Genomic DNA, 25,498 nt, shown 5'->3' on the forward strand with positions numbered 1-25,498 from the left:
GCTTGAACTGCTGTGTTGGTGACGGCCTTTTTCTAGTGCTCTGATCTGACTCTCTTTCGATTTGGGGAGGCTGTCGTGAAGGTGACGTAGACCGGACTTGCTTCCGGAAACGAAGCCCCACTTTGCTTCCCCTTCTGGTTCTTCCAGGTCGAACACTGGGGCTCGCACGGCATGGCGGTTCACCTCTTTTGAACGCCTGGACGGCTGTGATTAAGTCGTTTCAATAATGACCCTTCGTCCAATTTTGTGACAACAAAAACCTCCTGAGCTGAGCTGCCAAGTCTGGCAACCAGTTTGAAACCACCCTTGATCGGCGTTGTAATTCTCAGGCGAAGTTCTGGACAATGACCTTTGACGCGTCGGATTACGGCTGGTGTAATCGTTTGAATATTCTTCTCCTCTGCAAGGGCCTTCAACCAAGGAATTAGACCCTCTACGTAGGTGCTGTGCGTGATTACAACTCGTCCCATCGCAACTTTTTCGTGTAATTGATCGAAACTAGCCAAAGTTTCAAGGTGAAAGCTGCTCTGTCTAAGAGGCGATACTTAAATCCTATATTTTTGCTTGCGGTGGTTTCGATCCCAAGCATTCTACTTTTGCTCCCAGGTCTAGGCCCTCCCTGCAAGGTTCATGACGAACAGATTCACGCGTTGTCTATCCACCCTGGCGAGGTTGTGTTCAATGTGCCTGAAAGGGTTCTAACCCTTTTAATCGAGACTATAGGTGAATTTTATTTTTCTCACTCTTGCTAGGATCTTCATCTAAAGTTCATATATATTCTGGGTGCATTGCTAACCCAAAAGTCAAGTATTGTTCTTCTTTGAGCAATCCCTCAATAAATATATTATGAATTAGTTTGTAGGCTGGATTCAGCTTTTGCTTGCTAAAGTCTGTATTTTGAGCTCAGAGAGTTTTGTTTGTTTGACTATTTTGATAACTATCGAGCATGAGTCGTGGGGCCATTAGAGCGTTGTAACATTGAGATTTTTACAAATGAGTCTTTGCTGATTTTCCTTGTATTTGTTGATGGAAGTTGAACTATCTATGTTCTTTAGGTTGTCGATCATTTTCATTTTTTAGCAGGATCTGTTCCTTTTAAGTTGATTAATCGTGATTTTTTATATTAACGCTTCTAAGATTTTGTTCCATCAACATTCACCTAGGTGTTGAGCTCTCAATGTTTTTGCCGGTGCTGCTCGACGAGCCTTTTATCAGTCTTCGAAAAGGAACAAGTTCACTGTGCTGTAGTGAACGTTGATCAGTCTTGGTCTGTTTCAGCACCGTTCAAGAGGTGCCATCGTTAGCCCCTCTCCAGACAGTTGCTGGTGGTAGAGCTCGGCCTGCTCAAGTGGGCCGCACCAGACCTCAGCGGAACCTTGACCGTCGATTTGATGCGCGAGATTCCAGGCTCTCTCCTCGCTCATGCCTGGAATGATCCTGCGCAGACAATCGACGACGTGCTGAAAGGTGTTTATCTCATCATTGAGAACGATCACGCGGGCTTGCGGATACCTTTGAGTTTCCTTGATACGTTCTAGAAGTGGCGTAGTAGCAGGAGTCGCGAACGTCATGACTGATGAAAGGCTTTGACGTGTAAAATGGAGCAAGCCTTAAAAGGCTAAGTCAATCTGAATTGATCGTTCTATGTTGTTCACTCTCGCCTGGGCCTCACTGGCGGCTGTGTTCAGTTTCTCTATTGCCATGGTCGTTTGGGGACGTAATGGCGACGGCACACTGAATTTCTGAAGTGCCTGAGGCTTTTCAAATCCCAGGGACCAACCAGCTTCTAGGAGGGGCAGCCGTCTTTCTTTTGGGCTTTGTGACCATTTCAGTTATTTATCTTTCAGTCGTTGATCGGCGTGATCGTCGTCGTCGCAAAAAGACAAATGAGAAAGTTTGATCCCCAGCTGCAATAGGGAAAGGGTGATTGGATGTCTCAGCATTCCCTAGGCCTCTTAAGGCTGAAGACGATTGTCTACATCCCAAGTCGCTTTCCTGTCAGTTTGGTGGGGATTTTCTCGCTGCTTTTGATTCCAACGATCGTCATCCTGCTTTTAAAGGGGCATTTGTCATCTAGCCGCACAGACCGGGTAGGGACACTTGCTCGCTTGATGAAAGAGATGGCGTTGATCCAGAGTTATCAAGGAGATCCACAAGGCCAAGCCCCGCGTCTATGGCAGGACCGTCTTGGCATGAACCTAGCCAAGGACCTTTGGCGACGTCAGGGTCGGGGTCTCTGGTGGCAGGCTTGGGCAAATGATGGCGAGGCTTATTTGCTTCTGCCAGAGAGCCTTTGGCCGATGAGTGTTAATTCAATCATTGCGTTTAAGCGTCTTGATGACATGGTTGTCATCGCTTCAGATGGCTTGCATCGTCAACAGCTCCTTCAAAGCCTTAGTGAAGGGTTTGTTCATTCTCCAGCTGGTCAATCGTCTTTACAGCGTTTTTGCAATTATGTTCTACAACATGGGCCAGCGGTGAGCTGGAGTCCCGATGGCTTGGCTTCAGTGAGTGGAGCGATGGCACCTCTCCTGCAGATTTCACGCTATGGATGTTTGTCATTGCGATTGGACCGTAATCAACTCAAATGGCAAGGAGTTGTTGGTTATCGTCCTTTTGGTTTGGCTCCAGTTGGCATCGATGCCAGCCCTTTTCAGTATCGCCCTATGGCGATCAAATTGGCAGCGATACCTGATACTGATCAGGCTCTCCTGAATATGCAAGTGAAGAGTATGGACCTGCTTTTTGGCAGTTTGCTTTCTAAGCAGATTATTCAGGATTCCCTTGATAAGAACTATGGCATTAATCAGCAATTAGGGTTGAGACTCGCATCATTACCACTTGATCTTAGCTTAGCCAAGCAACGTAAAGGGCCTTTTCAAGCCAGCATTCAAATCCAACTTGATCTACCAGAGGGCTCCTCACGATGGCAACCAGTTATCGATACTGTTAGTCAACGTCTGGAGGCACGAGACTTCATTAAAGAAGATAAATCTGTTGTCAAAAATGATCAAAATACTGACGCTGACTTCTCTGGACTTACTCTCTGGCGCCAACCTTACTCGGATGGTGAGAGAGTTGTTGGTGGATGGGTTTGGCAAAAACAAAATGGAAAACCTACTCGTTTTGGTATTGCTATTGGCGACTCACCAATGCTCACTGAGATCTCTAATAAAACTATCAACCTAGTCCATCCTGATGTTATGAAAATGTCCGCTGATACAGCTGGATTGTATCGTTTAGGTTTACTTAGTGGATCCTGGCCAGCCCTAGTTAAACAGGCTAAGTTGTTAACGGTGAACCTAAGTTATTTGCGGGGTGCCAAACTCAAAAAAACAGACTGGTGGTGGATGTCAGGTCAGTTGATATTGGAACAAGCTTCAACCCCCTGAGACATTTGCTCTGATGATCCAGTGTTGAGTTTTGCAGATTCATTTTGTTCCCGTTTGCGACGTTCAGATTCTAGAATTTGTTCAGTTAGTTCTACAGCCTGGGCCATCTTCTCGAGGTTGGACTTGTAGAGGTTCAGATCTTTTTCAACTCTGGCTTTGGAGAGTCCAACTGATTCACTTAGTTCATGGGCGATTTGGCTTAGTTTTTCGGGATCAGAGGATTCATCACCTTGGGCAGATGCGAGAAGGCTGAGCAACCCCACGGCCATTAGGCGTGAGTAATGAAAAGTGGTGCTGCCAGTATTACGCAATGCCTTGGCGAGAGGTTCAGGAGCCCCTTTGCCTTGTTGTTGGATCCAGCCTTGGACCTCCTCAAGATCTTGACCCCGGACCGACTCAAGAGTTTGTTGGGCCTGCTTGCGCAATGCATTTGGGTCGAAGCCGCAGCTTCGACATAGTGCATCGAACAAGGTCTTGACGTGAGCTTCTGGTCGGTAACCACGCGTGAAGACATCAAAAACTTGGCTAAGGCCAATAGCAAAGAGTGCGTCTGGGTGGAAATGCTTCTGGTGGCTCAGGAGATGCAGCTCGACAAGAAGTTCATCGGTTGTACGTCTGTAAAGCGAGGGGATGACATGAGGGAAATCATGATTAAACGCACGTTTGCTGTCAGCAATGGTCTTTCTGTCACTCAAGTGCTTGGCCCGACCTTTTCGCACCTGACCATAGCGCTGCTACGGCGCCGTTAAGATCGTGAAAACCGAGCAGAGCAGCATGATCCCGATTGTGATTGAAGAGTCGGGCCGCGGGGAAAGGGCCTTCGATATTTATTCGCGCCTTTTGCGTGAACGGATCATCTTTCTTGGCGAGCCTGTGACAAGTGATTCGGCAAATCGAATTGTTGCTCAGATGTTATTCTTAGAGGCGGAAGATCCTGAAAAAGATATCTATTTGTATATCAATTCACCAGGAGGTTCAGTATATGATGGCCTCGGAATATTTGACACAATGCAGCATGTCAAACCAGATGTTCAAACCGTATGTGTAGGGCTTGCAGCAAGTATGGGAGCGTTCCTTCTCTGCGCTGGGGCAATGGGTAAACGCAGCAGTTTGCAACATTCTAGAATTATGATTCATCAGCCGCTTGGTGGTGCCAGAGGGCAAGCGAGTGATATTCGTATTCAGGCTGATGAGATTCTCTTCCTAAAGGATCGATTGAACCGAGTATTAGCAGATCGTACAGGTCAACCTCTAGAGAGAATTCAAGAAGATACTGATCGAGATTTTTTCATGTCTCCCGCAGAAGCTGTTGGTTATGGACTTGTCGATAGTGTGATCGATAAGCGTCCGGTTCATTCAGTCAATTGACAAGGCTGCCTTTTGATAGGTAAGAATTGCAAGGCAAAAGAGTTTCTAATAGATATTTGTGAATCCATTAATTCTGAAGGAATTGATTGACTTGTTTGTAATTATGAAAACATGTATGTAGCTTCATCTTGGTGTCAAAATTGTTTTTATTCTAAAATTAAAGATTACATCTTGAAGCGAATGGGGATGCATTGTCAGGATCCATTCGATGATGCTTGATTTCGTGGATGATTATTATTTAACTGCTAGTTCTATTAGCTCTGGAGGATAGGTATGCTTCTTTCCTTCTCTGGAACAGATGTAAATTCTGCTACTACTGAAACGAATTCTTCTCCGTCGATGGTTTCCTTTTCGATGAGGATTTCAACCAGTCTATCCATAGCCTCCCGGTGTTGCTTGACGATTTTTACAGTTTCGCTATAGCAATGCTTAACCATTTCTCGAACTGCCTCGTCTATTTGGCGGGATATTGCATCTGAAATCTCGCTTCGAGTCATCAGGTCTCGTCCAATAAATACTTCTTGATTTCCGCTCTCCAGAGAGACTGGCCCTAAATCGCTCATGCCAAAACGTGTCACCATTTGGCGTGCCATGGATGCTACTTGCTGGATGTCTCCACCTGCACCTGTTGTGATCTCTGCATCGCCAAAAACAACATCTTCTGCTGCTCTGCCTCCTAGTGCTCCCATGATTCGAGCCTTGAGTTGGGCTCGAGTCACCAGCATTTGCTCTTCATCTGGAGCAAACCATGTAAGCCCCTGAGCCTGACCTCGTGGTATCAGAGTCACTTTTTGGACAGGGTCATGATCTTTAACTAATGTTCCTATTAGCGCATGTCCAACTTCGTGGTAAGCGATCAATCTCTTGCTACGTCCATCAGTGAGTGGGCGGCCTTCCATGCCCGCGATGATTCTGTCAACGGCATCGTCAATTTCATCAAGGCTGATAGCCTTTTTACGACGTCTAGCCGTGAGGATTGCCGCCTCATTAAGTAGGTTGGCAAGGTCTGCCCCGGTAAATCCAGGTGTGCGTCGGGCTACATTCTTTAAGGAAAGATCTTCTTCAAGTTTCTTGTCACGTGCGTGCACTTCAAGAATTGCAAGTCGTCCTTTGATGTCTGGTGCATCCACACTGATTTGTCTGTCAAAACGCCCTGGTCGCATCAGCGCAGAATCCAGTACATCAGGACGGTTTGTTGCTGCAATAATGATGATTCCGCTATTACCTTCAAATCCGTCCATTTCTGTTAACAGTTGGTTTAGAGTTTGTTCTCGCTCATCATTCCCGCCACCTATTCCGGCACCACGTTGTCGGCCTACGGCATCAATTTCATCAATAAAGATTAGGCAGGGTGTGTTCTCTTTTGCCCGTTTGAATAAATCTCGGACTCGACTCGCTCCGACACCGACGAACATCTCTACAAATTCCGAACCAGAAAGTGAGAAGAAGGGAACACCTGCTTCTCCTGCAATTGCTTTGGCAAGCAGTGTTTTGCCAGTGCCTGGAGGCCCTACCAGCAGAACACCTCTTGGAATTTGAGCACCTACCGAGGTGAAGCGTTCGGGTTTCTTCAGGAATGTCACCACTTCCTCAAGATCCTGTTTTGCTTCAGTTACACCTGCAACATCATCGAATTTGACTCCAGTTTCAGCTTCCATTGCGAAGCGGGCTTTTGTCTTGCCGAACTGCATTGCCTGCCCTGGGCCTCCAGGCATTGAGCTTGATCGACGGGCCAGCAGAATTAGGCCGCCAATGAGGAGTAGCGGGAAGAGGAGATTGCCTAATAAGCCAAGCGCCGGCGGAGTGGTACGAGCAGGATGAATATCGAAACTGATCCCCTCGCTCTTGAGTGTGTTGATTAACTCCGGAGCAAGACCGGGGAGATCAACTCTTAGCCGTTGTACGCGATTGTCGAGTTCAGGATCTACGGCTTCCACTACTGCATTCCGTCCACCGTCGTAAATATCCACGGCGGTGACTCTTCCTGCTTCCACATAGTCGAGGAAGCGGCCGTAGCTCATCCGAGTAACCGCAGCATTACGCGGAGCGAGAGTTGCGTTACTCGGCTGCTCTCCTGTGAGCTTGCCATTTCCTAAAATTTGCCAGGCGAGCAGCAAGGCAACACCGATGGGCAGCAGCCAGAGAGCAATAAGACGCCAGCGTTGATTCATCTGCTAGAGGATGGTTCACTGACTGTAACGGTGTCGATGGTTAGATCGTTGGCTGCTAGATCCTCTTCTGGCACCATCTTTCTGAGCTTTTGAGCTCAGATTCCCACTTGCGCTTTTAGATGCTGCTTTGAGCAACCGACATCTTTGAGCCAAAAACCGTTTTGTTTTTTCCAGAAAGAACGCGTTGGTTGATTGAGTCATCAATCCAATGCAACCCGCTTTGCTTGCGTTGGGCGCTTGACCTCATTGTTTTCGTAGCGGGGGAGTTGTGATTGCTACCCCTTTTTTGATTTGCCTATTCTCTGAAAATCAAAAAGGATTTACAGGCGCCGTAGGGCAACGATTGGGTCAAGTCTTGCTGCACGTCTGGCGGGCAAAACACCAAAGATCAAACCAATTGATCCAGAGAGACTAACCGTGATTAGAACGACGCTTATTCCGATTGCTGCCGGGAGAGGGGTCAAAACTCCGATTGTTGTGACGGCGCCAACACCTACAGCTGTGCCAATGACGCCACCAAAGCTTGCAAGAACAAGTGACTCGATTAGGAATTGGCTCAATACATCGCTATTGCGAGCTCCTAGGGCCTTTCTTAGTCCGATTTCCTCAGTGCGTTCACTGACCGCAACCAGCATGATATTCATGATTCCGATTCCTCCTACTAGAAGCGATATCCCTCCGATTGCTGCCAACATGAGGGTTAGTCCTCCGGTGATTGTGTTGACGATGCTGAGGGCATCTTTCTGTGATCGAACTGCAAAGTCGTCATCTCTCAGGATTCGATGTCGTTGACGGAGCAGGTTGGTGATCTGGAATTTTGCTGCCCCCGTGCTTTCTTCATTCTTGGCTTCAACACTGATAAAACTAAGGCTGACGCCATAGGTTGGATCTCTGCCTGTGATCCGGCTAACCATTGTTGTGAGTGGAATGTAGGCGTTTTCATCTTGATTGTTTCCAAACACCGCTCCTTTAGGAGCCATTACACCGATTACTTCAAATGATTGATCCTTAATTCGTAGAGTCTTACCGACTGCAGCACTCGTTGGAAAGAGTTTGTTGACAAGGTCGGGACCAATCACAACCACATTGCGTGCGCTACGAAGATCTAGATCACTAATAAATCTTCCACGGGCTACTTCGAAGTTGCGCACTGGTAGAAACGATGGGGTCACCCCAGAGATTGAACTCGTAGCACTTTGGGCAGCCGCTTGAATAACCTCGCTTGAGCTGATCTGTGGTGCAACTTCTTTAACGCTGGGAACTTGCTCAGCGATTGCATCTGAATCTTCGATGACGAGATTTCGCGGGAAGGCCACACCTCGACGACGAGTGTCGTTGTTGCCAGGCACCACAAACAACACATTGGCGCCCAGGTTGCTTAGTTGAGCCTCAGCCAGATTCTGAGCCCCCCTGCCAACCCCTACCAGGGTGATGACAGAAGCATTGCCGATCACAATGCCGAGCATTGTCAGGAGACTACGTAGGCGATTGGCTTTAAGGGTTGAGAACGCCATGCTCACCGTTTCGATGAGCGGAAGTGAGCTATTCATGAGCCCTCAGTCCATTGAGTCGAGCTTCATTGGCAGCTTGCCGCCTGTGCCGCGATGAACTTTGCCATTACTGAGCTGCATTGTTACCACCTCTCCTTCAAGCAGGTTTCTCGTGGCATGTGCTATCCCAATGATGAACGGAATCCCTAGGCGTTTTGAGATCATTTCTGCGTGGTATTCCTCTCCTTCTTGTTCTGTAATCACTCCTGCAGACTTTCTGATTGCATCGAGATAGTCATCGCTTGTTTCATGAATGACCAGGATCTCCCCTGGTTCAATTTTTGTTGAGTCGTTTGGGGAGAAAGCAAATCTGACCTTGCCGCTAACGGTTCCTTTACCAATACCGATCCCTTGGCCAAGTACTGCACTAACAATTCCTACTTTGACAAGATCTGTGGACCCGCTCACGCCAGCAAGGGTTCCTGCAGTTTGAATTGTTAGATCACCTTCTTTAAGAAGACCCAATTCCTGGGCAACAGCAATTGCAGCACTGAAGGTTGCAGTGGTGCTTTTTTGGGTTGGGACAAGCAGTGGGGTGACACCCCATGCCAATTGAAGTTTTCTTGCTACAGCCAATTCGTTGGTTACGGCCAAAATTGGTGCTGCTGGGCGGAATTTACTGACGTTGTGTGCAGTTGCACCACTTTCAGTTAGTGGCACGATTGCTGCTGCGTTGAGATGACTGGCGATGCTGCTTACGGCTGAACTAATCGCGTTGGAAATGGTGCTGGCCAGATAAGTTTCAATTGGACGCTGTGGATAGTCCCGTTCAATCCTTCTGGCAATGGTGGCCATCGTTTGAACCGCCTCCACTGGAAAGTCTCCTACAGCGGTTTCGTTCGAGAGCATCACTGCATCAGTGCCATCAAGGATCGCATTTGCTACATCACTGACTTCTGCTCTGGTGGGCCTCGGGCTTGAGGCCATCGAGTCGAGCATCTGGGTGGCTGTGATGATTGGAATTCCAAGGCTGTTGGCCTTGCGAATCAAATCCTTTTGCAGTAGAGGCACTTCTTCGGCTGGCATCTCAACGCCTAAGTCCCCCCTTGCAACCATGACTCCATCACAGAGAGGAAGGATTGAATCGATTTGATCAATCGCCTCAAATTTCTCGATCTTCGCGATCACTGGGGTGCTGTGCCCATGATCCCGGATGAGTTTGCGGATCTCTTTCATGTCCGAAGGGTTTCGCACAAAGCTCAGTGCGACCCAGTCCACCCCTTGCTGGAGGCCAAAGGCGAGATCTTGGCGATCTTTCTCTGTAAGGGCGCGAACAGAAAGCTGTACATCAGGGAAATTCACTCCCTTGTTATTTGAGAGCACCCCTCCCACTGTGACGATGCAGTGCAAGGTTTGTTCGCTTTGATCGATTTTTAAGACTTTCATCTCCACTCGGCCGTCATCTAGCAAGATTCGACTGCCGGTCGTGACTTCGTCTGCAAGCTTGTCGTAAGTGACGGTTGCCACTGACTGATTGCATTGAACTTGTTTGGAGGTCAGTGCGAAGGAATCGCCATTGGCCAGAGTGATAGGCCCCTTATCAAAACGACCCAGGCGAATTTTGGGGCCTTGCAAGTCTTGAAGAATGCCGATGTGCATTCCCAATTCATCAGAAACCTTACGGATGGTGGAGATGCGCTTGGCGTGCTCGTCATGGTCGCCGTGTGAGAAATTCAGCCGGAAGGTGGTAGCACCTACCTCAACGAGTTCTCGGATTCGTTCGGCGCTCTCGGTTGCCGGACCTATGGTGGCAACAATTTTGGTCCGTCGTGTCAGATCAATCTGGGCCATCAACGGGACCTGAAACATCGCGGAAACTACCATCCAGGCCTCAAAACGTAGTTATTGACAGCGTTGCCAATGATTTTCTATGGACATTAATCATTACCAGCATGGAGCTCGAGCTACGGCCCGCTATCCGAATGTGGGTCAGAACCCGATTTATCCAACCCTTGGGCTCACAGGTGAGGCAGGTGAAGTCGCGGACAAGGTCAAGAAGGTCCTTCGCGATCAACAAGGTGTTTTTGACCTGGATACTCGCCAAGCAATCAAGCTTGAGTTGGGAGATGTGCTTTGGTATGTAGCCCAGTTGGCTAGTGAGCTGGGCTTTGATTTAGAAGATGTGGCTCAAGCCAATCTCGATAAGCTGGCTAGCAGGGCATCACGTGGCCAGATCTCAGGAAGTGGTGATCAACGATGAAGGAGAATTTTTTGCAAAGCTCCATCTTCAAGGTAGTACTCACTGCAGTTTTACTGGTTTTTAATCTGGTTTTCAGTGATCAAGCCTTAGCGGCAACCCTCAGTGTGGATCAGTTGAGTATCGATGCTTGTGATCAAAAGGATCCAGGTGCGCAGCCCAGTCTGACTAGGCCTATCGGCGCCAGTTGCTATGTGCTTTCAGGTGAAGTGACCAACCCAGGCAACTCTGCCGTGATTGATAGCGATGTTTTTGCTCAGATCTTGGATCCAAGTGGTGAACCTGTTTTGCCAAACCGCGCTCGGGTTGGTTCTATTGGCGACGTGCAACCCGGATCAACTATTTTTGCAGTGCGGTTGGCGATTCCGGCAGGAACGCCAGAGCCTTTACAAGTGAAGGGGGCAAAGGTAAAGGGATTCAAGGCTCCTGTTCGTACTCGTGCTGGAGACGATGATGAGCTGCTTCCGCTTGAACAGGCTGTAGACCCTGGTCTTTTATGGGGAACCAAGGCAGTGAACCCTTCGGAACACCCGCTAGATCAGCTGTAATAGCTCATTCCACTATTCAAGATTGCCACACTTGCAGTATTCAGCATTTGTTGCAGAAGACTCAGGGCTACTAACGCCAGGATCGCTGAGAGATCCAAGCCTCCAAGGGGAGGAATCAAGCCACGAAAAGCATTGAGGTAGGGATCTGTGATTGAGCTAACGGTGCTCAGTACTGGATTCGCCCAGTCCAGATTAGGGAACCAGCTCAGCAGCACGCGCACGATAAGCACTAGTGAGTAGATCTCAAGTGTCTGGGCTAGTACCTGTAGCAACGTGGCCAGGATTTGCATGGGTGAAGACAACTATTCTGAGAACTCTATGCAACCTGAGAAGGTTCGGGTGTACCTAAATCAGGAAGTACTGAGAAGGTTCGATGGAACTTTTCAGAGAGCGTGAGCCAATAAGACCTGCCCTCGCTCTGTCGTTTGCGTTCGATGAAGTTCTGAGCAACGAGTTCTTTGATGTGGTCGTAGGCGCCTGATCCCCGTAAATCGACCAGCTCTGATTGAAGAATTCTTTTTTTTAGGGCAATGGTGGCAAGGGTTCTGAGTGTTGCTATGGAAAGATCAACGGGTAAAAGGTGGTGGACCAGCTCGCCAAGTCCTGGACACAATTGAAGGCTATATCGACCATTGTTCTCTTGGATCTCTAAGGCTGTATCTCTCTGTGCATAGCCTGCCATCAGCGCAAGTAGAGCTTGCTCAATCAGATCCTCAGTCTCATTGGCTAGCTCTGCCATCTCTTTGAGCGTTACAGGGCGACCCTTCAAATAAAGAATGGCCTCTAAACGTGCTGGTAAGGAGAAGCTGGAGACCTCATCCCTCTCTTGAGCTGGGGAATCGGTGGCGATGGCAGGCCCTGCTATGGAATATGCCAAGTTACCGCGATCAAACGGTCTGTGCACCCAGAAATAAGCAGTAGGCGGGGTTGTTGGTTTCTTCCCAGTTTGGGTAGCCCAGATCATCAAGAAAGCGCTGCCAATTTTTCATTTCGTTGTCCTGGACCAGCACCCCTACAACGATCCTGCCGACATCTGCTCCGTGATTGCGGTAGTGGAAGATGCTGATACTCCATTCGGGGTGAAGGGCACTAACAAAGGTCATAAGAGCTCCTGGACGCTCAGGGAACTCAAAGCGATAAAGCAGTTCGCGACATCCATCTCGGCAAAGGGTTTTTGCTGAGGCAGGAAGCCGACCACCCACCATGTGACGAAGGTGCCCTTTGGTGAGCTCGTCGTTGCTGAGATCAAGGCATGGGAATCCTGACGACTGCATTCGCGTTAAAAGTTTGGTTCGATCATTGAGGTCTAAAACCTCTACCCCGATGAATATTTGGGCTCTATCGCCCTCTGCCATTCGGTAACTGAATTCGGTGAGATTTGTTCCCGCTAGGACGTTGCAGAGCTTTCGCAGGCTGCCTGCTTGCTCTGGGATCTCCACCGCGAGGATTGCTTCCCTTTCTTCCCCTAGCTCTGCTCTTTCGGCGACAAAACGGAGCCGTTCAAAGTTCATGTTTGCGCCACAGGCCACGGCCACAAGAGTGCGGTCTTGAAGATCACGTTTGGCGATATCTGCCTTCATGCCAGCAATTGCCAGTGCGCCAGCTGGTTCAAGAATTGAGCGGGTATCCTCAAAAACATCTTTGATCGCTGCACAGATTTCATCAGTGCTTACCGTCACCATCGCGTCTACGTGCATCTGAGCTAATGAGAAGGTGTGTTTTCCTACTTGACGTACAGCGACTCCATCGGCAAAAAGGCCTACTTTTGGCAGCTGAATACGTTCACCAGTTTCAAGAGAGAGCGTCATCGCTGCAGCGTCGTGGGGCTCGACACCGATAATTTCGACTTGCGGCCACAAGCTTTTGACATAAGTGGCAATCCCCCCGATCAGTCCGCCACCGCCAACTGCGACATAGATTGCATCTGGTGGATCTTGGATCTGGCGCAGGATTTCTAGAGCAATCGTCCCTTGCCCAGCAATCACCTCTGGATCATCAAACGGGTGGATAAACGTGAGTCCGTCTTTTTCACTTCGACGCATTGCCTCTTGATAGGCCTCGTCGTAGGTCTCTCCATGAAGTGCGACTTCAGCGCCAAGAGCACGGACTGCCCGTACCTTCATTTCGGGTGTCGTAATCGGCATCACAATCACAGCTCTGCAATTGAGATAAGAGGCGCTCAGTGCGACTCCTTGAGCGTGGTTTCCAGCACTTGAAGCAATCACGCCACGCTGTAACTCCTCTTTGCTGAGAAGGGACATGCGGTTATACGCACCACGAAGCTTGAAGGAGAAGACTGGCTGGAGGTCCTCACGTTTCAACCAGATCTTGTTCTTAAGACGGCGACTGAGGTTTTTTGCCAGTTCCAGGGGGGTTTCATGGGCTACGTCATAGACACGTGCCCTCAGAATCCTTTGTAGATAATCGTCCATCACGCCAGTCTTGCAATATTCAGATCCGGCAACTGTTTGCACTTGCCAGGGTTGCTTTCGCCGTTCTATAGCTGAGAAGACCTAGATTGAATGGGTTGGAGTGGGACAGGAACGCGAATGCGTCTGAGCGAGTTAACCCATCCGAATCAGCTTCATGGCTTGAGCATTGCCGAGCTTGAGGATGTAGCACGTCAGATACGGGAACGCCATCTTGAGGTGGTGTCCACCAGTGGAGGTCATTTGGGGCCTGGGCTCGGTGTAGTTGAACTCACCCTTGCTCTTTATCAAACTCTTGATCTAGATCATGATCGAGTTGTATGGGACGTTGGCCATCAGGCTTATCCACACAAGCTGATTACTGGTCGATATGGCGACTTCAATACCTTGCGTCAGCAGGGTGGTGTCGCTGGCTATCTGAAGCGTTGTGAAAGTTCTTTCGATCATTTTGGTGCCGGCCATGCCAGCACCTCGATATCAGCGGCACTCGGCATGGCCGTTGCTCGTGAGCGTCGTGGTGAATCGTTCAAATGCGTAGCTGTAATTGGTGATGGGGCTCTTACTGGCGGCATAGCACTAGAAGCGATTAATCATGCCGGCCATATGCCCAACACACCTTTTCTGGTTGTTCTCAACGACAACGACATGTCGATTTCTCCGCCAGTAGGAGCGTTGTCGACGCATCTAAACCGCATGCGCCACAGTGCGCCTGTGCAGTTCATCTCGGATAGCGTCGAGGAGAGGGTCAAGAGTCTGCCTTTCATGGGAGGGGAACTGCCTGCCGAACTCGACCTGCTCAAGGGCAGTATGCGCCGATTATCCGTCCCGAAGGTAGGGGCTGTTTTCGAGGAGCTTGGCTTCACCTACATGGGCCCTATTGATGGCCATGACATTGAACGCATGGTTCGAACCTTTGAGACGGCTCACAAGGTTGGTGGCCCTGTACTCGTTCATGTAGTTACGACCAAAGGCAAGGGCTATCCCTATGCCGAAGCAGATCAAGTTGGCTATCACGCCCAATCAGCGTTTGATCTAAGTACCGGTAAAGCTCTTCCCTCAAAAGGAAAGAAACCACCGAGTTACAGCAAGGTGTTTGGCGAGACGCTCATCAAGCTTTGTCAGCAGGACAGCACTGTCGTTGGGATCACAGCCGCGATGGCCACAGGTACTGGCCTTGACCTCCTGCAAAAGGCTGTCCCTGAGCAATACATCGATGTAGGTATCGCTGAACAGCATGCTGTAACTCTTGCTGCTGGGATGGCTTGTGAGGGGCTCAAGCCTGTGCTGGCGATTTACAGCACATTCCTGCAGCGCGCCTTCGACCAATTGATCCACGACGTGGGGATTCAGAACCTGCCAGTGACCTTTGTGATGGATCGCGCAGGCATTGTTGGCGCTGATGGACCGACCCATCAGGGTCAGTACGACATCAGTTATTTCCGCGCTATTCCTAATTTCACCGTGATGGCGCCCAAGGATGAGGCTGAACTTCAACGTATGTTGCTGACATGCCTTCAGCATCAAGGCCCTGCAGCTCTCCGTATTCCAAGAGGATCAGGCGAGGGAGTACCTCTGCTTGATGAAGGCTGGGAGCCTTTGGCAATTGGTCGAGGCGAAGTGCTTTGTGAAGGTGATGATCTTTTAATCGTTGCTTATGGAGTGATGGTGCCTGCTGCCATGATCACAGCTCAGCTGTTGCTGGAAGTAGGTGTCAAGGCCACTGTGATCAATGCTCGCTTCCTAAGACCACTTGATCAAGCCTTGATTCATCCGTTAGCCCGTCGTATCGGTCGTGTCGTCACGATGGAGGAGGGTGCTCTTGCGGGTGGTTTTGGTGCAGCTGTGGTTGAGTCCCTTAGTGATCAAGATGTCTTGGTTCCAACGTTCCGAATTGGAATCCCTGATCAATTGGTAGACCATGCCAGTCCCCAACAGAGCCGGGAAGCGCTGGGGCTCACGCCAACACAGATGTCTGAACGAATTCAAGAACACTTTTGCTTAAATTCGAAGCCTTCTCTTGTAGGGCAGGAAGCACCGCAGGCCCTGTCAACCTGATCAATTGACTGTTTTGGTGGCAGGTGCAGGGCCAGCAGGAGCTCGGCTTGCACAACGACTTGCTAGCCAGGGGATTGCGGTAACTCTTGTTGAACGCTTAAGAGAAGCCAATCAGAATGCTTTTTCTAGTGCTGCCATCCCTATCCAGGCGGTGTCTGATCTCTGCATTCCTTCTGAAGCAATTGCCAGCCATTGGAAAGGCTGGCAATTGGTGGATCCAGATGGAATTCAACATCAATGGTGGTCTCAACATGACCTTGGTGTGGTTCTCAACTTCGGCTCGCTACGTCACCAGCTCTGGCAGAAAGCTATTGAAGCAGGTGTTGAATTTTTATTGGGTTGGAGAGTTCATTCCGTTCTTACGGTCAATGACGGCGCAAACGTTGAATTGATTGGTCCAAATGGCTTGTGTCAAACAAGGAGAGTGAGCTGGGTGGTAGATGCCACAGGTCATCGCCGCCTTTTATTGGGTTCAACTGCAGCATCCAAGCTTTCTGATACCGATTGCATGCTTGAAGGTGCTGGCGTTGAGTGGATCCTGCAGGGTGATCAAAAAACAACAGCTCACTGGCGTGACCGGGTTTGTTTTTTTCTGGGATGCCAGTGGATTCAACATGGTTATGGCTGGATTTTTCCCATGGCTGGTAATCAGTTGAAGGTAGGAGTTTGCCGTCTGCCTCCACCAATGAAGGAGTGCCTCGAACCGATGAGCAGCATCTTGAACCGCCTGCTTATCAAGAACCAGCTTGATCAGCTACCAGTTATCGATAGACATGGCGGAATCTTGCGCAGCAGTTTAAGGCGCAGTGAAGCTCACGTTATTGGCAGGATTGTTGGAGTTGGCGACGCTATTAGTACTGCCAATTTGCTTGGCGGAGAAGGCATCCGTCATGCTCTCGTTAGTGCAGAGGTGCTTACTCCTTTGCTTGTTGAAGCCTGCTGTCATCCATCCAGTTCAAATCAAGACAAAGACAACATGGTCTTGATGCAATTTGAACGGCTCCTGCGTCTTCGTTTGGGTTGGCGCTGGAATCTTTCAGGTCGCTTGGCAAAGCGAACATGGTGGGGTTTGTGCGATCAAAAAGGCGATCGACGCTTGTCAGGTTTGATTAATGGGCTGTCAATGCGAGTCAGCGCTGAAGATCTGAGCCGATTGTTGTTCGAATACCGCTTTGAGCGCTACGGACTCCGTCTTCTTCCTTATTTAATGGGCTGGCGATGAATTCGCCAGCCCTAGTGCTGTTCAGAGAACGCCGCGTGAAGCTAATCCGAGGATTGTGCCCATGCCAAGGATGTGGCCTAAGCATTGGGATCCGACAACGGAGGCGTGGCTCATGCCTCCATAGAATTGGTTATTAGGCATGTCGAACCCTTCATTTTGGTGTTCGATGTTGGCCTTAGCAATGACAAATGCGAGCACGTTGCAAGCGATCATCACCATGCCCACCGCAGGCGACCAGGTGAATGTGGAAGGAGCAGCTGCAGCCAGGAGGTGCGTGAACATTTAGACCGTGGAAGCGACACCTTATTGTCCGACATTGATAGGAGTTCTTGGCATACAAGCCATACCTCTTAAGAGTTTTTCACCACCTGTTGCTGGCCAGCACGGATAAATCCCAAAACCACGAGGGCATCGCTTAGCACTAGAAAGGCTTCTGCCGCCCCATGGAAAGCATCAACTTCAACCAGCTCAAGTCCATAAATTTGATCAGCCAGGATCGAAAAAATGATTGTCATAAACACAAAAAGAAGAGTGAGCCGGAATCCCCAGATGGATAGTCGTGGCAAGCTCTTGCTCTGTTGCGCCCACCACAGGAAACCGAGATAGGGAATTAAGGAAAGGCCATATAGAGGACCTGGGTCCATCTCAATGAGGGAGTTCAGAATCTCAGTAGAAGTGGAAAAAATCATGATTTCTGTCGTTCTGAACGCACCAAATTCCAGGTAGCTGCTGCCAAACAGCAGTTGCCAATCAGAGTCAGCCACGCTTGGAGCACAACAATTCCACTAAGGGCTTTGCTGTTGTCAAAAATATGCCAGGTGATGGCTGTCATTGCACTCACCAAGTTGGGGAGCATTGCTAGCGCCAACCATGACATTGCCCTGTTTTGGTTCCTTTTCCCCCATTGCACCACCAGCACAATCGCAAGCATCCATTCGAACAAGGATGCGAGGTGGATCCACCATGTGCCTAGAGATAGGGCGTGCACGTGATTCGCTCGATGGCAGCAGCCTAGGAAGGCTTGGTCGCCGTTAATGTTTGATGCAGCTATTGCTTGGCTATGGCAGTTCAGGCAAAGCAATGCAAGGCAGTGCTGTTATGCGGCTACTACGGCGAGCACAACCTTGGCGATGATGCTCTTTTGCAGGTTTTACTTCAGGAGCTTCCCTCAAGTTTGCAGCCTTGGATCACGGCAAATGATTCAAATGTGATTAAGGATTTAGCTCCTCAGGCTCAAGTCATTAACCGACGCTCATTGCTGGAGAGCATTAGGGCACTTTTTCAAGTTCAGGGTTTGATTCTTGGTGGTGGCAGCTTGCTGCAGGACAGCACGAGCTTTAAGAGCCTGATCTACTACTTGATCTTGATTGTGATAGCCCAACAACGTGGCGTTCCTGTTGTGCTTTGGGGGCAGGGCCTGGGGCCATTTCGTTATCGCTCAAGTCGATGGATGGTTAGGAGAGTCTTACGCAGGGTGCAGGCAGTCAGCTGGAGAGATCCAGACTCTTTTCAGCTTGCTGAGCAGTGGTGCCTACCCTCTCCGATGCTGATGGCACCAGATCCAGTATGGCAGCTTCCCTCTAGGAGCTGGGAGGGTGGCCAAGCAGTTGTGCTCTGTTGGCGTTCCACCTCAATGCTTGATCGCTTTGGCTGGCAGCATTTGCTCCAAGCCCTTGAGATGATCCTTACAGATATTGATGCTCCAGTTCATTGGCTTGCTTTTCATCAACGTCAGGATGAAGACCTATTCCGAACACTAGATAGACAAGGATTGATCAGTTCCAGCTTGAGATCAAGAAGTCATTCCTTTGCATTTGATTCACTAACAGAGGTTATGAATCAGTTCACGATGGCCAGATTGGTGCTCCCCATGCGACTGCATGCACTAATCCTGGCCCAATTGGCTGGTAGTCCCACAGTGGCACTCAGCTACGACCCGAAGGTGTCATCTGCAGCTCTGATGGCAAATGTGCCCTTTACTGATTTGCAATCGTTGCCTGACATTCGTTTGCTTGCTGGACTATGGAGGCAGGTCTTAGATGTTCCTCCTGACCTTGGAAAGATCGAAGCAATCCGCAAACAAGCTTCTCAACACAGTAAGATAATAGACAGAGTCTTTAATTAACGTTCAAGCTTCAGTGTCACTTCTTTGATTATTGTTAAAATTCAATGACATATCAACTTTATTGATCAATACAATTCGCGATATTCTTTGCGAATTAAATCTTTTAAATTATTGTCAGCATCTTTCTCCTGAGCTGGCTTTGAAATGATGTTCTTTATCTGGGGACCAATTGAGCTTAATGTTCTCGGGAATTGTGATCTCGCTAGCGCAAAGCATCCGTAGTGGACCTCTGTTGCTCTCAAGAATGAGCAACTGGGATGTTCCCAGCCACTCCCTGTAGACAAGACGGCTAGGAATCCCATCTGAACTTAGTTGAAGATGTTCTGGTCGAATTGCTTTGATAATGCCTGATTCTGCTGGCAGAAGGTTGATCTGGGGGCGTCCTATAAAGCTGGCCACAAAGAGTGATAATGGATTGTTGTAGAGCTCTTGGGGAGTACCGATTTGCTCGATCTTTCCATCTCGCATTACGGCAATTCGATGTGCCATGGCCATGGCTTCATGTTGATCGTGTGTGACGTAGATGACTGGCTGACTGCCTTGAAGAATTAAATGGCGTAACTGGGGTCGCAGATCTTCGCGCAGCTGAGCATCCAGATTGCTCATTGGCTCATCAAGTAGATACACCAGAGGATCTCTGAGCAGAGCTCTGGCGAGTGCCACTCTTTGACGTTGACCACCTGAGAGTTCTGCCGGATGTCGCTCTGCAAGATCCTCTAATTGCATTAATGCCAGAACAGATGCCACACGTTGTTTGCGATCAGTGGCGGATATTCCACGAACCCGTAGACCAAGTGCAAGATTGGCAAAAACTGTGAGATGGGGAAATAATGCATAGCTCTGAAACACCATGCCGATGCGTCGGTCAACAGGGGACACCTTCGTGACATTCTCGCCAGCGATAGTGATCGAACCTTCGTTGGGCTGATCGAGTCCTGCTATCAGCCTGAGAGTGGTGCTCTTGCCACATCCACTTGGTCCAAGTAGGGCAAGGCATTCACCCTCGCCCACTTCAAGGTCTAGATGACGAACAATCCAGTTTCTACCGAAACGGCGACCGATGTTTTGTAGAACAAGATTCATCCTTTAATTGCTCCCTGTGTCAGACCGGAAACGATCTGTCGCTGAAAGATGAGCACGAGTAACAAGAGCGGCAGAGCACCTAGAACGGTGGCAGCTGCATAAGCGCCATAGGGAATTGAGTAGACCGATGAACCTGCAATTCGTGCTATGGCAACTGGAAGTGTGAGGAGATCAGCTCGACTAATCCAGGTCAATGCGATTGGATATTCATTCCAGGAGAAGAGAAAGACCAAGATGGCAGTGCTTGCGGTTGCAGGACCAATTAGGGGAATCAATACCCAGCGCAATCTCTGCCATAAGTCAAAACCTTCAAGCCTCGCGGCTTCTTCTAGTTCAGAAGGTAGATCGCGGAAGGCTGATAAAAGCAACAACACAGCCAACGGCATAGATAAGCCAGCATAGGGAAAACTGAGCGCAAGCAGATTGTTTCCGAGGTTGAAACTCCTTGCAAGTTCTAATAACGCCAAAAAAAGAAGAACATATGGAAATAGAGCTGCACCAAGCAGTATAAGTTTGGCCGTTCTGGCAACACTTTGGGAGACTCTTGAAAGAGAATAGGCGGCTGGAATGGCTATCAGTAGGGTTAATCCTGTTGAGCTAATGCCAACGATGACACTGTTCAATAGATAACGCCAGAAGGGAGGGTTGGCTGTCAATACCTGGCGATAGTTGTCAAGTGTCCAACGCTGATTATGCTCAGCCAATGGTTGTAGAAGAGCTTCATGGGTGCAAAAAGATGTATAGAGCTGCCAAAGCAGAGGTGCTAAAGACCAAAGCAGGAGAACAATGATCCAAAGATTTCGCTGACGCATCATTTCATTGCCTCTCGCCAATGGCTGGCCTGGTTGATGATCAGCCAAACAAGCAGACAGGCAATAACAAGTAGAAGAAACCCGCTGATCATTACGGTGGCGCTATAGCCAAAATCGAGGTATCGCATTGCGTTTAAATAAGCATATAAAGCAAGGCTTTCCGTGCTTCCTGCAGGACCCCCACCAGTCATCACCTGAATCAAGTCGAAAACGCCGAAGGCCTGCGCAAGGCGAAATAAAAGGCTAAGGAGTAAATAAGGTTGCAAGAGCGGCAAGGTGATCTGAAATAGTGCGGCTCGTGGATGGCCACCTTCGAGATAGAAAGCTTCGTAGAGATCATTGGGAATAGTTTGCAAGCCAGCCAAAAGAATCAGAGCCGCAAATGGCGTGGTCTTCCATACATCACCAACTACCGTGGCCAGCCAGGTGATATATGGATTCGAGAGGATGTTTAGAGGTTGTAGTCCAATCAGTTCTGTGAACTGCTCAATAGGTCCGTAAGGTGTATTAAAGATCCAACGCCAGCCAAGAGCCATCACAGTCGTTGGCAAAGCCCATGGGAGCAAACTGATGGCCCTTACAACACCTCGACCCCGCCAACGCTGATCGAGTAAGAGGGCTATCGCTAAAGCAAGTAATAGTTCTAGGCTGACTGAAACGGTTGCGAAGCGGGCTGTCTGATAGGTGTCTTGCCAGAAGCGTTGGTCGTGCAGTAGACGAAGCCAATTCGCACCATGATTGGGAATCGCAACTAAGCCTGTGAGGACTGAATCAGCATGGAAGCTCAACCAGGAATAACGAAGTAGAGGAATACCAAAGACCAAGGCAATTAATATAGCTGCCGGCAATAGAAGCAATTGGATCATTTAGTTTCTCTTGCCGCCATAAGAATCTTCTCGGTGTTTGCTTGGGCGTTGGCCATTGCATCGCTAACACTGGATTGTCCTGTTAAAATCGAACTAAGATTTCGTTGTAATACATCACTAATCTGTGCATAAAGAGGAGTTGATGGACGTTCATCAGTGCTTTCTAGGGCTTTAGCAAGCTCCGGAAGAATTTGTGACTTTGAGAGCAGCTCTGGGTCTTTGAATAGTTCAGCTTTGGTTGGCGTATAACTTTCGTTCAAGAACAGTGTCTTTTGTGCAGATGTTGAAGTGAGGAAGGCAATTGCCTCTGCTGCTGCTTGAGGGTTCGATGAGCCCCTGAGGATCGAGAAGCCCCAGCTGCCTAGGGTTGATGTGGATCGATTGCCAGCGGAAGCAACCATCCTGGTTACGCCAACATTGCCTCTAACATCGCTGTTAGGCTTCTGAAGTTCTCCCCAGGCATAAGGCCAGTTACGCATTAGCGCAACATCTCCAGACTTAAACGCTTGTAGAGCTTCATTTTCTGCATAGTTGATCACTGCTTTGGGGCTTGCTCCACTGCGAATCAGTTCACGCAACCAACTTGCAGCCTTAAGACTTGCGGAGCTGTCGAGGCCAACATTATCGGTTTCGGGTTCAAGCCATTGCCCTCCAAATCCGTCAAGAACTTCTAGAAATACACAACTTAGGCCTTCATATTGGCGGCCTTGCCAGACATAGCCATTAGCAACACGACCTTCTTTTTGGAGTTTAAGACTAACTTTAATAAGTTCCTCAGGGGTACGCGGTGGTTTACTCATCAAATCAGTCCGCCAATAGAGCAATCCCATGTCCGCCACAAGCGGCCATCGATACAGTTTCCCGTCGAAATTATTTCCAAGCATTGCCCCCGGAGCAATGGAATCAATCTGTTGTTGGTCGATCCATGGATCCAAGGGAATAAGCCATCCTGCAGCGGCGTATTTCGGCAACCAAGTTACATCAATTAAAAGGGCATCGAATGGACTTTTACCTAAAAGCAGACTGCTGATGGCTAAATCAGATACGGCTTCTGTTTCAAGTGGACCTCGAGTCACCCGAAGTTGGATCCTGCCATGATGATCTTTGTTGAATTGTTGTACCAGATCAGTTGTTGACTCAGCAAATGGAGCTGGCATCAAGATATTGATCTGAATAGGGCGAGTACTCAGGGCCCAACTTGCAAATAGTGCGACACTGGTCAAAGAGAATAGAAGAGCTATCTTCGTAAATATCCTTCTCTTCATGGCTGCGTTGCTTCTATTTTATCAACCAAACTTTTCATTTGCTCTTCTCCACAATCTTTGACTGCGTATGAGTCGACAGTAGCAGTAGTTATCACATGGTTATTTTCTGCACTTCTAAGCATGCTTAGCATTTTTTCAGACAAGTTAATGCCATGCTCCAGCATCTTGATGGTAACTAGTTTGCTGAATTATTTAGTGATTAGATCTTGTTCAGGTCAATCCCTAACGATTTGGCATAGACACCGAGACCTTTTTTTTGGATGGTTTTCAGTGCACGGGTGCTTACACGAAGTTTCAACCAACGGTTCCCTTCAGCCCACCAGAGGCGCCGCTGTTGCAGGTTGGCCTGTTGCAGCTTCTTTGTGCGGATGTGGGAATGGCTCACAGCCATGCCGTTGTTGGCGCGAGTTCCAGTGAGCTGACACACCCGGGACATGTCTTGATCCTCTACAGAGCTAGGGCGCTTAACCCAAACTAATATTTTATCAAATCCACCTTTCCTTTAAAAAGCTCGATCCATCAGCTGTCCCATCAACCCAGCACTACGGCTTTGGAATCCAGCAAGTTCATTGGGCTCCAAACCTCCTACACCGAGGCGAGCCATGTCGTATAGGTGACGGGCTAAGCCTTGTGCCAAGGATTCGGTTGGAGACACACCTGAAGTGCTGACCAGCACGGATCCAGATTTGAGTTTCAAAAGTCCTTCGACAAGTGGATGACGACGATTGACAAGAAGGACATGATGCTCGGGAAGACCTGGCAGCCTTTGATCCATGAGAGCTCCAATGTCGTTCATACGTCGCATCTGTTCTGGCAGCAAAATCATTGCTGGAGGTGCGTTATCTCCCTTAAGTGCTTGTACTTGTATGGTGACCTTGTCGTTATTAAGTGATTGCTTCATTAGAGTTCTCAGGCTTTCAGACTTGGTCTCTCCTTCCTGGTCAGTTAGTTCAGGTTTGTCCTCTTTAAGAGTGTCATCCAATTCGGCATCAACGCGCTGGAATCGGAGATCGTCATGACGTGCTTCAAGCCATGGAAGGAATTGGCTGTCTATAAACGTTTCGGTTTTAAGAATTTCAGCCCCCTGTGAAGTCCATAAGCTGAGGGCACTCGCTTGGGCAACTTCATCCGTGCAGTAAAGAATGCGATTGTTTGCTTCTGTACTCAGACGACTTTTGTATCCACTCAGCGTAGTGAAGGCTTTTTCCCCACAAGGAATTGGATCTGGAGTGGCCCCATCTGTTTCTTTTGAAGCCAGAGCAGTCGTCCCAAATAGGATTAGATCGGCAACTTGATCAGCAAACTTTTCATCTTCCATTGATCCTATTTTGACGAATGGTGCTAACGCATCCCATGCTTCAGCATAAAAAAGGGGTTGTTCAGCCTTTAATCCTCGCAGCCGATCGGCAACTTTCTTTGCAACAAAATTCCCAATAGATCTAACACGTCTGTCTGTTTGTAATGCGCTACGACTGACATTAAGTGGAATGTCAGGTGAGTCGATCACACCTCTTAGGGGAAGAAGGTAGTGTGGTACTACTTCTTTAATTGAATCACTGACAAATACTTGATTGCAGTAGAGTTTTATCTCACCTTTTTCCCAATCTGCGCGACCACCAATTCGAGGGAAATAGAGAATACCCTGAAGGTTATATGGGTAGTCAGTATTTAGGTGTACCCAAAGAAGAGGATCACCTTGGAATGGATATAGATAATTATAGAGTTCGATATACTCCTGATCAGTGATTTCTCTTAGGTTGCGCCTCCAAAGAGGATTTCGCTTATTGATTGACTCGCCTTCGAGTTTTACCTCAACAGGCATAAAGTCACAGTATTTTGTGATCAGAGTACGGATTCGACTTGGCTCGATGTATTCCAACTCTTCATCCATAAGATGAAGGATGACATCGGTTCCTGCTTCATTGCGTTCGGCTTCTTGGATGTTAAATCTTGGTGAGCCATCACAGCTCCAACGAATAGCTTTACTCTCGGAACAAGCAGACTTAGTGACTAGCTCTACATATTTCGATACCATGAATGAAGAATAAAAACCTAGCCCAAAATGACCAATAATTCCGTCACTTTCCTGCTTGTATTTTTCAAGGAAGTCTTCTGCACTTGAGAAGGCAACCTGATTAATGTACTTTTTGACCTCATCGGTTGTCATGCCGATTCCGTTGTCAGAGATAGTGAGTGTCTTTGCTTCTCGGTCAATCTTGATATCAATAACTCCTTCTTCAGCTTCAGTGCAGTCACCTGCTATGGCTGCCATGCGCCTTTTGCTTATTGCATCGACGCCATTGCTGACTAGCTCTCTCAAGAAAACCTCGTGGCCGGAATAAACGGCTTTCTTGATGATAGGGAAAATATTCTCGGTGTGAATCTGGATTTGACCTTCTTCCAGCACAGTCATTG

At 48.6% G+C, this 25,498-nt stretch carries 27 protein-coding genes and 1 other RNA gene; 10 read left to right on the top strand and 18 right to left on the bottom strand.

Annotated elements, in window-relative coordinates; genetic code table 11:
- Window position 1: 1 nt before the first annotated feature.
- A non-coding RNA gene (gene ssrS / locus SIB68_RS02515) (6S RNA) lies at window positions 2-185 on the top strand.
- On the opposite strand, the gene SIB68_RS02520 is transcribed toward ssrS, so the two are convergent.
- A complete protein-coding gene (locus SIB68_RS02520) occupies window positions 180-470 on the bottom strand; it encodes a DUF2103 domain-containing protein (RefSeq protein WP_041384963.1) in 291 nt (96 codons plus the stop codon). The two genes, ssrS and SIB68_RS02520, sit on opposite strands and share 6 nt — an antisense overlap.
- An 804-nt stretch (window positions 471-1,274) precedes the next feature.
- The gene (gene clpS / locus SIB68_RS02525) at window positions 1,275-1,571 is read right to left on the bottom strand and encodes an ATP-dependent Clp protease adapter ClpS (RefSeq protein WP_074160289.1); all 297 of its coding nucleotides are present in this window, start codon (window positions 1,569-1,571) and stop codon (window positions 1,275-1,277) included.
- 73 nt (window positions 1,572-1,644) lie between these two features.
- Between clpS and petN the strand changes: the two genes are divergently transcribed.
- The 3 genes from petN to SIB68_RS02540 are packed head-to-tail and all read left to right on the top strand — an operon-like array spanning window position 1,645 to window position 3,392.
- Window positions 1,645-1,746, top strand: coding sequence for a cytochrome b6-f complex subunit PetN (gene petN / locus SIB68_RS02530; protein WP_006041398.1), 102 nt, complete (start codon window positions 1,645-1,647; stop codon window positions 1,744-1,746).
- A 1-nt stretch (window position 1,747) separates the two neighbouring features.
- Window positions 1,748-1,900, top strand: a complete 153-nt coding sequence (locus SIB68_RS02535) for a hypothetical protein (protein ID WP_155724945.1) — start codon at window positions 1,748-1,750, stop codon at window positions 1,898-1,900.
- A 31-nt stretch (window positions 1,901-1,931) separates the two neighbouring features.
- Window positions 1,932-3,392, top strand: a complete 1,461-nt coding sequence (locus tag SIB68_RS02540; protein WP_063400464.1) for a hypothetical protein — start codon at window positions 1,932-1,934, stop codon at window positions 3,390-3,392.
- Here the strand turns inward: SIB68_RS02540 and psb29 are convergent.
- Window positions 3,359-4,087 (bottom strand): photosystem II biogenesis protein Psp29, encoded by a 729-nt coding sequence (gene psb29 / locus SIB68_RS02545; RefSeq protein WP_063400465.1) that lies wholly within the window; start codon window positions 4,085-4,087, stop codon window positions 3,359-3,361. The two genes, SIB68_RS02540 and psb29, sit on opposite strands and share 34 nt — an antisense overlap.
- Window positions 4,088-4,145: 58 nt before the next feature.
- On the opposite strand from psb29, the gene clpP reads away from it, so the two are divergent.
- The gene (clpP, locus tag SIB68_RS02550; protein ID WP_071818070.1) at window positions 4,146-4,760 is read left to right on the top strand and encodes an ATP-dependent Clp endopeptidase proteolytic subunit ClpP; all 615 of its coding nucleotides are present in this window, start codon (window positions 4,146-4,148) and stop codon (window positions 4,758-4,760) included.
- A 254-nt stretch (window positions 4,761-5,014) separates the two neighbouring features.
- On the opposite strand, the gene ftsH is transcribed toward clpP, so the two are convergent.
- The 3 genes from ftsH to pyk form a co-directional block, all read right to left on the bottom strand.
- Entirely contained in the window at window positions 5,015-6,931 is a 1,917-nt protein-coding gene (gene ftsH / locus SIB68_RS02555; protein ID WP_063400466.1) for an ATP-dependent zinc metalloprotease FtsH, read from the bottom strand.
- Window positions 6,932-7,251: 320 nt separating this feature from the next.
- The gene (locus SIB68_RS02560) at window positions 7,252-8,481 is read right to left on the bottom strand and encodes an ABC transporter permease (protein ID WP_063400467.1); all 1,230 of its coding nucleotides are present in this window, start codon (window positions 8,479-8,481) and stop codon (window positions 7,252-7,254) included.
- 6 nt (window positions 8,482-8,487) lie between these two features.
- Window positions 8,488-10,272 carry a pyruvate kinase gene (gene pyk, locus SIB68_RS02565; RefSeq protein WP_063400699.1) on the bottom strand — a complete coding sequence of 595 codons (1,785 nt, stop codon included), beginning with the start codon at window positions 10,270-10,272 and terminating at the stop codon, window positions 8,488-8,490.
- A gap of 79 nt (window positions 10,273-10,351) precedes the next feature.
- Here pyk and SIB68_RS02570 point away from each other — a divergent pair, with 79 nt between their 5' ends.
- Window positions 10,352-10,681 carry a nucleoside triphosphate pyrophosphohydrolase family protein gene (locus tag SIB68_RS02570; RefSeq protein WP_011130058.1) on the top strand — a complete coding sequence of 110 codons (330 nt, stop codon included), beginning with the start codon at window positions 10,352-10,354 and terminating at the stop codon, window positions 10,679-10,681.
- A complete protein-coding gene (locus SIB68_RS02575; RefSeq protein ID WP_063400468.1) occupies window positions 10,678-11,226 on the top strand; it encodes a hypothetical protein in 549 nt (182 codons plus the stop codon). The genes SIB68_RS02570 and SIB68_RS02575 overlap by 4 nt, the downstream gene beginning before the upstream one ends.
- Here the strand turns inward: SIB68_RS02575 and SIB68_RS02580 are convergent.
- The 3 genes from SIB68_RS02580 to ilvA are packed head-to-tail and all read right to left on the bottom strand — an operon-like array spanning window position 11,217 to window position 13,658.
- Window positions 11,217-11,516, bottom strand: a complete 300-nt coding sequence (locus SIB68_RS02580) for a YggT family protein (RefSeq protein ID WP_011130060.1) — start codon at window positions 11,514-11,516, stop codon at window positions 11,217-11,219. The genes SIB68_RS02575 and SIB68_RS02580 overlap by 10 nt on opposite strands.
- Before the next feature lie 26 nt (window positions 11,517-11,542).
- Entirely contained in the window at window positions 11,543-12,076 is a 534-nt protein-coding gene (scpB, locus tag SIB68_RS02585) for an SMC-Scp complex subunit ScpB (RefSeq protein WP_063400700.1), read from the bottom strand.
- 37 nt (window positions 12,077-12,113) lie between these two features.
- Window positions 12,114-13,658 (bottom strand): threonine ammonia-lyase, biosynthetic, encoded by a 1,545-nt coding sequence (ilvA, locus tag SIB68_RS02590; protein WP_063400701.1) that lies wholly within the window; start codon window positions 13,656-13,658, stop codon window positions 12,114-12,116.
- A gap of 117 nt (window positions 13,659-13,775) precedes the next feature.
- Between ilvA and dxs the strand changes: the two genes are divergently transcribed.
- Both dxs and SIB68_RS02600 read left to right on the top strand, forming a co-directional pair.
- Complete coding sequence (gene dxs, locus SIB68_RS02595) at window positions 13,776-15,710, top strand: 1-deoxy-D-xylulose-5-phosphate synthase (RefSeq protein WP_063400469.1); 1,935 nt, start codon at window positions 13,776-13,778, stop codon at window positions 15,708-15,710.
- Window positions 15,711-15,714: 4 nt separating this feature from the next.
- Window positions 15,715-16,932: an NAD(P)/FAD-dependent oxidoreductase gene (locus SIB68_RS02600; RefSeq protein ID WP_063400470.1), complete on the top strand. Its 1,218-nt coding sequence runs from the start codon at window positions 15,715-15,717 to the stop codon at window positions 16,930-16,932.
- A 21-nt stretch (window positions 16,933-16,953) separates the two neighbouring features.
- On the opposite strand, the gene psaK is transcribed toward SIB68_RS02600, so the two are convergent.
- From psaK to SIB68_RS02615, 3 genes are all read right to left on the bottom strand, one after another.
- Window positions 16,954-17,214 carry a photosystem I reaction center subunit PsaK gene (psaK, locus tag SIB68_RS02605; protein ID WP_063400471.1) on the bottom strand — a complete coding sequence of 87 codons (261 nt, stop codon included), beginning with the start codon at window positions 17,212-17,214 and terminating at the stop codon, window positions 16,954-16,956.
- Window positions 17,215-17,282: 68 nt separating this feature from the next.
- Window positions 17,283-17,621 carry a DUF3593 domain-containing protein gene (locus SIB68_RS02610; protein WP_063400472.1) on the bottom strand — a complete coding sequence of 113 codons (339 nt, stop codon included), beginning with the start codon at window positions 17,619-17,621 and terminating at the stop codon, window positions 17,283-17,285.
- Window positions 17,618-17,920, bottom strand: coding sequence for a DUF2499 domain-containing protein (locus SIB68_RS02615; protein ID WP_063400473.1), 303 nt, complete (start codon window positions 17,918-17,920; stop codon window positions 17,618-17,620). Before SIB68_RS02615 ends, SIB68_RS02610 begins: the two co-directional genes overlap by 4 nt.
- A 72-nt stretch (window positions 17,921-17,992) precedes the next feature.
- On the opposite strand from SIB68_RS02615, the gene csaB reads away from it, so the two are divergent.
- The gene (gene csaB / locus SIB68_RS02620) at window positions 17,993-19,057 is read left to right on the top strand and encodes a polysaccharide pyruvyl transferase CsaB (RefSeq protein WP_063400474.1); all 1,065 of its coding nucleotides are present in this window, start codon (window positions 17,993-17,995) and stop codon (window positions 19,055-19,057) included.
- Between the two features lie 114 nt (window positions 19,058-19,171).
- On the opposite strand, the gene SIB68_RS02625 is transcribed toward csaB, so the two are convergent.
- The 6 genes from SIB68_RS02625 to htpG all read right to left on the bottom strand — a co-directional run bounded on the left by SIB68_RS02625 (window position 19,172) and on the right by htpG (window position 25,496).
- Window positions 19,172-20,140, bottom strand: a complete 969-nt coding sequence (locus tag SIB68_RS02625) for an ABC transporter ATP-binding protein (RefSeq protein WP_063400475.1) — start codon at window positions 20,138-20,140, stop codon at window positions 19,172-19,174.
- The gene (locus tag SIB68_RS02630; RefSeq protein ID WP_063400476.1) at window positions 20,137-20,955 is read right to left on the bottom strand and encodes a carbohydrate ABC transporter permease; all 819 of its coding nucleotides are present in this window, start codon (window positions 20,953-20,955) and stop codon (window positions 20,137-20,139) included. The genes SIB68_RS02625 and SIB68_RS02630 overlap by 4 nt, the downstream gene beginning before the upstream one ends.
- Window positions 20,952-21,818, bottom strand: coding sequence for a carbohydrate ABC transporter permease (locus SIB68_RS02635; RefSeq protein WP_063400477.1), 867 nt, complete (start codon window positions 21,816-21,818; stop codon window positions 20,952-20,954). The genes SIB68_RS02630 and SIB68_RS02635 overlap by 4 nt, the downstream gene beginning before the upstream one ends.
- Window positions 21,815-23,083, bottom strand: a complete 1,269-nt coding sequence (locus SIB68_RS02640) for an ABC transporter substrate-binding protein (RefSeq protein WP_063400478.1) — start codon at window positions 23,081-23,083, stop codon at window positions 21,815-21,817. The genes SIB68_RS02635 and SIB68_RS02640 overlap by 4 nt, the downstream gene beginning before the upstream one ends.
- Before the next feature lie 199 nt (window positions 23,084-23,282).
- Window positions 23,283-23,519, bottom strand: coding sequence for a 50S ribosomal protein L28 (rpmB, locus tag SIB68_RS02645; RefSeq protein ID WP_011130073.1), 237 nt, complete (start codon window positions 23,517-23,519; stop codon window positions 23,283-23,285).
- 66 nt (window positions 23,520-23,585) lie between these two features.
- Window positions 23,586-25,496: a molecular chaperone HtpG gene (gene htpG, locus SIB68_RS02650; protein WP_063400479.1), complete on the bottom strand. Its 1,911-nt coding sequence runs from the start codon at window positions 25,494-25,496 to the stop codon at window positions 23,586-23,588.
- Window positions 25,497-25,498 lie beyond the last annotated feature (2 nt).

Origin of the sequence: Prochlorococcus sp. MIT 1323, from assembly GCF_047304905.1 — a bacterium.
In the GTDB taxonomy this organism is placed as follows: Bacteria; Cyanobacteriota; Cyanobacteriia; order PCC-6307; family Cyanobiaceae; genus Prochlorococcus; species Prochlorococcus marinus_D.

Coding starts and splice junctions, on each gene's coding strand:
- SIB68_RS02560 (WP_063400467.1), bottom strand. CDS start 8,481: ATGAATAGCTCACTTCCGCTCATCGAAACGGTGAGCATGGCGTTCTCA.
- SIB68_RS02640 (WP_063400478.1), bottom strand. CDS start 23,083: ATGAAGAGAAGGATATTTACGAAGATAGCTCTTCTATTCTCTTTGACC.
- SIB68_RS02570 (WP_011130058.1), top strand. CDS start 10,352: ATGGACATTAATCATTACCAGCATGGAGCTCGAGCTACGGCCCGCTAT.
- ilvA (WP_063400701.1), bottom strand. CDS start 13,658: ATGGACGATTATCTACAAAGGATTCTGAGGGCACGTGTCTATGACGTA.
- ftsH (WP_063400466.1), bottom strand. CDS start 6,931: ATGAATCAACGCTGGCGTCTTATTGCTCTCTGGCTGCTGCCCATCGGT.
- csaB (WP_063400474.1), top strand. CDS start 17,993: ATGGCAGTTCAGGCAAAGCAATGCAAGGCAGTGCTGTTATGCGGCTAC.
- SIB68_RS02580 (WP_011130060.1), bottom strand. CDS start 11,516: ATGCAAATCCTGGCCACGTTGCTACAGGTACTAGCCCAGACACTTGAG.
- SIB68_RS02610 (WP_063400472.1), bottom strand. CDS start 17,621: ATGATTTTTTCCACTTCTACTGAGATTCTGAACTCCCTCATTGAGATG.
- SIB68_RS02630 (WP_063400476.1), bottom strand. CDS start 20,955: ATGATGCGTCAGCGAAATCTTTGGATCATTGTTCTCCTGCTTTGGTCT.
- SIB68_RS02575 (WP_063400468.1), top strand. CDS start 10,678: ATGAAGGAGAATTTTTTGCAAAGCTCCATCTTCAAGGTAGTACTCACT.
- SIB68_RS02520 (WP_041384963.1), bottom strand. CDS start 470: ATGGGACGAGTTGTAATCACGCACAGCACCTACGTAGAGGGTCTAATT.
- SIB68_RS02540 (WP_063400464.1), top strand. CDS start 1,932: ATGTCTCAGCATTCCCTAGGCCTCTTAAGGCTGAAGACGATTGTCTAC.
- pyk (WP_063400699.1), bottom strand. CDS start 10,272: ATGGCCCAGATTGATCTGACACGACGGACCAAAATTGTTGCCACCATA.
- htpG (WP_063400479.1), bottom strand. CDS start 25,496: ATGACTGTGCTGGAAGAAGGTCAAATCCAGATTCACACCGAGAATATT.
- SIB68_RS02625 (WP_063400475.1), bottom strand. CDS start 20,140: ATGAATCTTGTTCTACAAAACATCGGTCGCCGTTTCGGTAGAAACTGG.
- dxs (WP_063400469.1), top strand. CDS start 13,776: ATGCGTCTGAGCGAGTTAACCCATCCGAATCAGCTTCATGGCTTGAGC.
- rpmB (WP_011130073.1), bottom strand. CDS start 23,519: ATGTCCCGGGTGTGTCAGCTCACTGGAACTCGCGCCAACAACGGCATG.
- petN (WP_006041398.1), top strand. CDS start 1,645: ATGTTGTTCACTCTCGCCTGGGCCTCACTGGCGGCTGTGTTCAGTTTC.
- psaK (WP_063400471.1), bottom strand. CDS start 17,214: ATGTTCACGCACCTCCTGGCTGCAGCTGCTCCTTCCACATTCACCTGG.
- clpS (WP_074160289.1), bottom strand. CDS start 1,571: ATGACGTTCGCGACTCCTGCTACTACGCCACTTCTAGAACGTATCAAG.
- SIB68_RS02635 (WP_063400477.1), bottom strand. CDS start 21,818: ATGATCCAATTGCTTCTATTGCCGGCAGCTATATTAATTGCCTTGGTC.